Below are 5,143 nucleotides of genomic sequence, written 5' to 3' on the forward strand. Positions count from 1 at the left end.
AGACAGGTATCGACACCGCCAGGGTCACGCGCCAGCCATTGTGGACCGACAAGCGCGACCACCACGGTCCGTTCGATATCATAGGCGACATCCACGGCTGCGCCGATGAACTTCAGGCCTTGCTCGCTCAACTCGGTTACAGCGTCGCCTGGTCCGAGGATCATGGCGAACGAATCGTCGCTGTGACACCGCCGGAAGGCCGCAAGATCGTCTTTGTCGGCGACCTCGTCGATCGCGGTCCCAACGTGCCCGACACCTTGCGCATCGCCATGAGCATGGTCGCGGCCGGAGCCGCCTACTGTGTCCAGGGCAATCACGAACGCAAGCTCAGCCGCTGGCTGGAGGGCCGCAAGGTGACGATTGCCCACGGCCTGCAACAAACCATCGATCAGCTGGACGCTCAGGATCGCGGCCTGCGAGAGGCTTTGCCGGCCTTCCTCGACAGCCTGCGCAGCCACGTCTGGCTGGATGACGGACGCCTCGCCGTCGCCCATGCCGGCCTCAAGGAAGAGATGATCGGACGTGGCTCCGGCGCTGTGCGCGAGTTCGCCCTCTATGGCGAAACCACTGGCGAAATCGACGAATTCGGCCTGCCCGTCCGTGCCGATTGGACTGCCGCCTATCGCGGCAAGACCGCCGTGGTCTACGGGCACACGCCGGTGCTGTCGGCCGAATGGGTCAACAACACGCTGTGTATCGACACCGGTTGCGTGTTCGGCGGCAAACTGACGGCCTTGCGCTGGCCGGAACGCGAACTGGTCGAGGTGCCGGCAATCCAGACTTGGTCCGAACCGGTGCGCCCACTAGGTGGATCCTCCGGTCTGGGCAGATCGGCACAGGCCGACGCCGACGGGGTGCTCGACTATGAGGATGTCTCTGGTCGACGTTGGATCGAGACCGAACTGAGGGGCCGGGTCGTTGTGGCCGAGGAGAACGCGTCGGCAGCACTTGAGGTGATGAGCCGTTTCGCATTGTCGCCGCAGTGGTTGATGTATCTGCCACCGACGATGTCGCCATCGGAGACCAGCAGCCAAAGCGGCTGGCTGGAGCGCCCCGAGGAGGCCTTCGCCCATTTCCGCGAGCGTGGCGTCACCCAAATCGTTTGCGAGGAGAAGCACATGGGTTCGCGGGCAGTCATCGCGCTGTGCCGAGACGCACAGGCGGCGCGCGACCGGTTCGGGGTCCCTGGCGACGAGACCGGCGCGATCTGGACCCGGACCGGACGCTCCTTTTTCAACGGCACTGGCATGACGGAGGGCCTGCTCGCCCGCCTCCGCGCCAGAGTCGAGGCTGTGGACCTATGGAAGGAATTGAACAGCGATTGGCTGCTGCTGGACGCCGAGATCATGCCCTGGTCGGCCAAGGCCAGCAGCCTGATTGAAAGCCAGTATGCACCAGTAGCGACGTCTGCGGCCGCAGGCCTCCAAGCCAGTCGCGAGGCGCTGGCCCGTGCGATGGCGCGTGGCATCGATGCGGCCTCGCTGGACGCTCGCCTTGAGGACCGGGCCGCGCGCGCGGCCAGATACGCTACCGCTTGGGCGCCTTACGTGTGGCCTGTCTCGGGCATCGAGGACCTGAAGGTCGCACCATTCCACCTGCTCGCCAGCGAGGGACGTGTCTGGTTCGATCATGACCACGTTTGGCACATGACACTTGCAGAGCGCCTGGCTGCCGGCGTGGTAACGCGAACACAATGGCGGGTGGTAGATCTGGCCGACGCCGGCGCTTGTGCCGAGGCTGTTGCCTGGTGGGAGACGCTGACCGGCTCGGGCGGCGAAGGCATGGTGGTGAAGCCGCGCGACTTCGTCAGCCGGAACAAGAAGGGGGTTATCCAGCCGGCGCTGAAGGTGCGCGGCCGGGAGTATCTGCGCATCATATATGGCCCTGAATACGACGCACCGGACAATCTCGTGCGCCTGCGGGAACGAGGCTTAGGTGGCAAGCGTAGTCTGGCGCTCCGGGAGTTCGCGCTCGGTCACGAGGCGCTGAAGCGGTTTGTCGCCAGGCAGCCCCTACGGCGTGTCCACGAGTGTGTTTTCGGCGTCCTGGCGCTGGAGAGCGAGCCAATAGATCCAAGGCTGTAGTCTAGACTACCCAATGAAATGCCTGAGCAACCCCGCCGAAGCGACCCCGATCAGCACGGTCGGCAGCATGGAAAACCGCGTGGCGGCTGCCAGAGTAACAGCCAGCGCCAGAAGATCCGCCGGGGACTTCGATACGAAGGCCGGTGCGATGACAGAGATCAGCACGCAGCCGGGCGCAGCTTCCATCACAGCCGTGGCACGGGCGCCCAGCGTGCGGTTGCGTAGGACGACATAGCCGCCGATCCGCGTCAGATAAGTGACGCCGGCCATCAGCACGATGGTGAGAAGGGTCACGGCATCAATCATGCATCACCTGCCATCAGCCAGGCCGCGACCAGACCCGACATGGCGCCGGCGGCGACATACCAGGCACCGGGAACGAAGAGATAGACCAGTGCTGCAACGACCAGGCTGACCAGCCAGGGCCGCGCCGCCGCCATACCCGTCCACATGCCGCGCATCAGCACCAGGAAGACAGCCGGGAACGCCATGTCAAAACCATAGGTCTCGACATGGCCAAGCATCGGACCGAGCAAGGCACCCAGCGTGGTGAAGGCCACCCAGGTGAGATACATCGCCAGCGCCGCGCCCATATAGTAGCGCGGGCTGAAGGCCGGCGTGATGCCGGCTGCAGCACGCAGTTTGGCATCGGCCAAGCCCAGCGCCCAGCTTTCATCGCACATAAGGAAAAGCGCCGGAAACACCTTGCGCCGTGGCAGGTCGCGCAGGAACGGCGCCAGTGCCGCCCCCATCAGCAGGTGACGGCTGTTGACCAGGAAGGTGATGGCGACGATGAGCACGATGTGCGGCGGCGACGTCCACAACTGGATCGCCGCGAACTCCGAACCGCCGGCGAAGTTCAGCCCTGTCATGGCAGACAGTTCGACCGTGCTCAAGCCTTTCTGCGTCGCCTGGGCGCCAAGCACCAGCGCATAGGGGATGGTGCCGAACAGCACCGGCGCGCAGGACGCCACGCCACGGCGGAATTCGGATTTCGAACCATCTGCCACCGTCTCGACTGCCTGTGAAATGCTCATGTGTCTTCATCGGCTGACCTCGCGGCCGCCGCTTCTCTGCGTTTGAAATCAACTGATGTCGGCAGCAAACATACCGAAATCGGTCCGCAATTTGGTTGCGGAGATTGTTGTATTTCGCCGAGTTCTGGCATTTTATGTTACAAATTTTCGAATAGATGGAATCTGTAGCCATGAAGCTGGATGAGATCGACAAGCGGATTCTGCGGGCGCTGCAGCGCGACGGCCGCATGGCCAACAACGATCTGGCCAATGAGGTCGGGCTGTCGCCATCGCCTTGCCTGCGTCGCGTGAAGCTGCTGGAGGAAGCCGGTGTCATCGACCGCTACGTCGCCGTGCTCAACCCGGCCAGCATCGGCAAGGGTCTGACCTTCTTCACCCGCATCTGGCTGAAGACGCAGGACGAGGACACGATCGAGCATTTCGCCACCGAAGTCGCCAAGCTGCCGCAGGTGATGGAGTGCTATCTGATGCTCGGCGATTGCGACGCCATGGTGCGCGTGGTGGCGGCCGGCATCGACGACTATCGCCGCTTCCAGTCGGAGCATCTGAGCCGCATCAAGGGCGTGCAGAACGTCAAGACCGACGTCCCCAGCCAAACGATCAAATACACGTCGGAACTGCCGGTCTGATCTGCTGAAAACGGCGTCGGGCCAGACTGGATAAAAAATGCAACCGGATTGTAGGATCAGCCTCGCTGCCGGCGTCCTTCGGATGCAAGCAGCGCTGAGCGCTGCCCTCTGGCATGGGAGATTTGAATGAGCTTTTCCTATCGTTGGGTCATCGTCGCGGCTGGCGCGCTGATGTCCTGTGTCGCCATCGGGACGATGTTTTCGCTGGCGATCTTTCTCGAGCCGATGGCGATCGACACCAACTGGTCGCGCGCCGGCATTTCGAGCGCCATGACGCTCAACTTCCTGGTGATGGGCCTTGGCGGCTTCGCCTGGGGCGCGATATCGGACCGTTTTGGCGCCCGCATCGTCGTGATGACCGGCGCGGTTCTGCTCGGGCTGGCGCTGGTGCTGGCCAGCCGGGCCGGTTCGCTGCTGAGCTTCCAGATTACCTATGGCGTGCTGGTCGGCCTCGCGGCAAGCGCCTTTTTCGCGCCGATGATCGCGCTGACCACAGGCTGGTTCGACACCAACCGTAGCCTCGCCGTCTCGCTGGTCTCGGCCGGCATGGGCGTGGCGCCGATGACGATTTCGCCCTTCGCCCGCTGGCTGATCTCCGCCTATGACTGGCGCACCGCCATGTTCGATATCGGCATTACCGCCTGGCTATTGCTGTTGCCGGCGGTGCTGCTGGTGCGCCAACCACCGAAGCCCGTCATGGCCGATACCGGCTCCGCGCCGGTTGCCGAAGGCGCCGGCCTGACGGTCGGCAAGGCGCTGCGCTCACCGCAGTTCATCGTGCTGGGGCTGACCTTCTTTGCCTGCTGTGCGGCGCATTCCGGCCCGATCTTCCATATGGTCAGCTATGCCATGCTGTGTGGCGTCGCCCCCATGGCAGCGGTCTCGATCTACAGTGTCGAAGGCCTGGCAGGCCTCGGCGGCCGGCTCTTCTACGGCGTGCTGGCCGACCGGCTGGGCGTCAAGCCGGTGCTGATCGCGGGCCTGGCGATCCAGGCGATCGTCATTGCCGCCTATCTCTCGATCAGCCGGCTTGAGCAGTTCTACATGCTGGCCGTTATCTTCGGTGCCACCTATGGCGGCGTCATGCCGCTCTATGCGGTGCTGGCGCGCGAATATTTCGGCCAGCGCATCCTCGGCACCGTGTTCGGCGCCGCCACCATGCTGTCCAGCCTCGGCATGGCGCTGGGCCCGCTTGCCGGCGGCATGGTGTTCGACGCCTACGCCAACTATTCCTGGCTGTTCATCGGCTCGGCTCTTATCGGGCTCGGCGCGGTCGGCATCGCCATCGCGTTTCCGCCGCTACCGCGCAGGGAGTTGCAGCCGGCTTAGTCCGCGTCGATTTCCACACCTTGCTGGCCAGGCGCGCAATCAGCCTGGCCAGCAAGGTGTGGAA

General features: G+C 64.1%; 5 protein-coding genes. 3 read left to right on the forward strand and 2 right to left on the reverse strand.

Features of this window, described 5'->3' with window-relative positions:
• Positions 1–8 precede the first annotated feature (8 nt).
• Positions 9–2,084, forward strand: a complete 2,076-nt coding sequence (locus EN969_RS15880) for a polynucleotide kinase-phosphatase (RefSeq protein ID WP_281060011.1) — start codon at positions 9–11, stop codon at positions 2,082–2,084.
• A gap of 6 nt (positions 2,085–2,090) precedes the next feature.
• Here the strand turns inward: EN969_RS15880 and EN969_RS15885 are convergent, their stop codons facing one another.
• Both EN969_RS15885 and EN969_RS15890 read right to left on the reverse strand, forming a co-directional pair.
• Positions 2,091–2,390, reverse strand: coding sequence for an AzlD family protein (locus EN969_RS15885; RefSeq protein ID WP_013530160.1), 300 nt, complete (start codon positions 2,388–2,390; stop codon positions 2,091–2,093).
• Entirely contained in the window at positions 2,387–3,121 is a 735-nt protein-coding gene (locus EN969_RS15890; RefSeq protein WP_013530159.1) for an AzlC family ABC transporter permease, read from the reverse strand. Before EN969_RS15890 ends, EN969_RS15885 begins: the two co-directional genes overlap by 4 nt.
• 170 nt (positions 3,122–3,291) lie before the next feature.
• On the opposite strand from EN969_RS15890, the gene EN969_RS15895 reads away from it, so the two are divergent.
• Together EN969_RS15895 and EN969_RS15900 are read left to right on the forward strand one after the other, a co-directional pair.
• Positions 3,292–3,750, forward strand: a complete 459-nt coding sequence (locus tag EN969_RS15895) for an Lrp/AsnC family transcriptional regulator (RefSeq protein ID WP_063168771.1) — start codon at positions 3,292–3,294, stop codon at positions 3,748–3,750.
• 126 nt (positions 3,751–3,876) lie between these two features.
• Entirely contained in the window at positions 3,877–5,079 is a 1,203-nt protein-coding gene (locus tag EN969_RS15900; RefSeq protein WP_063168772.1) for an MFS transporter, read from the forward strand.
• Positions 5,080–5,143: the final 64 nt, after the last annotated feature.

It is taken from the genome of Mesorhizobium sp. M7A.F.Ca.CA.003.01.2.1 (assembly GCF_003998945.1).
Lineage (GTDB): Bacteria > Pseudomonadota > Alphaproteobacteria > Rhizobiales > Rhizobiaceae > Mesorhizobium > Mesorhizobium ciceri.

What these genes read in the sequence shown, in the direction of transcription:
- EN969_RS15885 (WP_013530160.1), bottom strand. Translation starts at nt 2,390, where the DNA reads ATGATTGATGCCGTGACCCTTCTCACCATCGTGCTGATGGCCGGCGTC.
- EN969_RS15890 (WP_013530159.1), bottom strand. Translation starts at nt 3,121, where the DNA reads ATGAGCATTTCACAGGCAGTCGAGACGGTGGCAGATGGTTCGAAATCC.
- EN969_RS15900 (WP_063168772.1), top strand. Translation starts at nt 3,877, where the DNA reads ATGAGCTTTTCCTATCGTTGGGTCATCGTCGCGGCTGGCGCGCTGATG.
- EN969_RS15895 (WP_063168771.1), top strand. Translation starts at nt 3,292, where the DNA reads ATGAAGCTGGATGAGATCGACAAGCGGATTCTGCGGGCGCTGCAGCGC.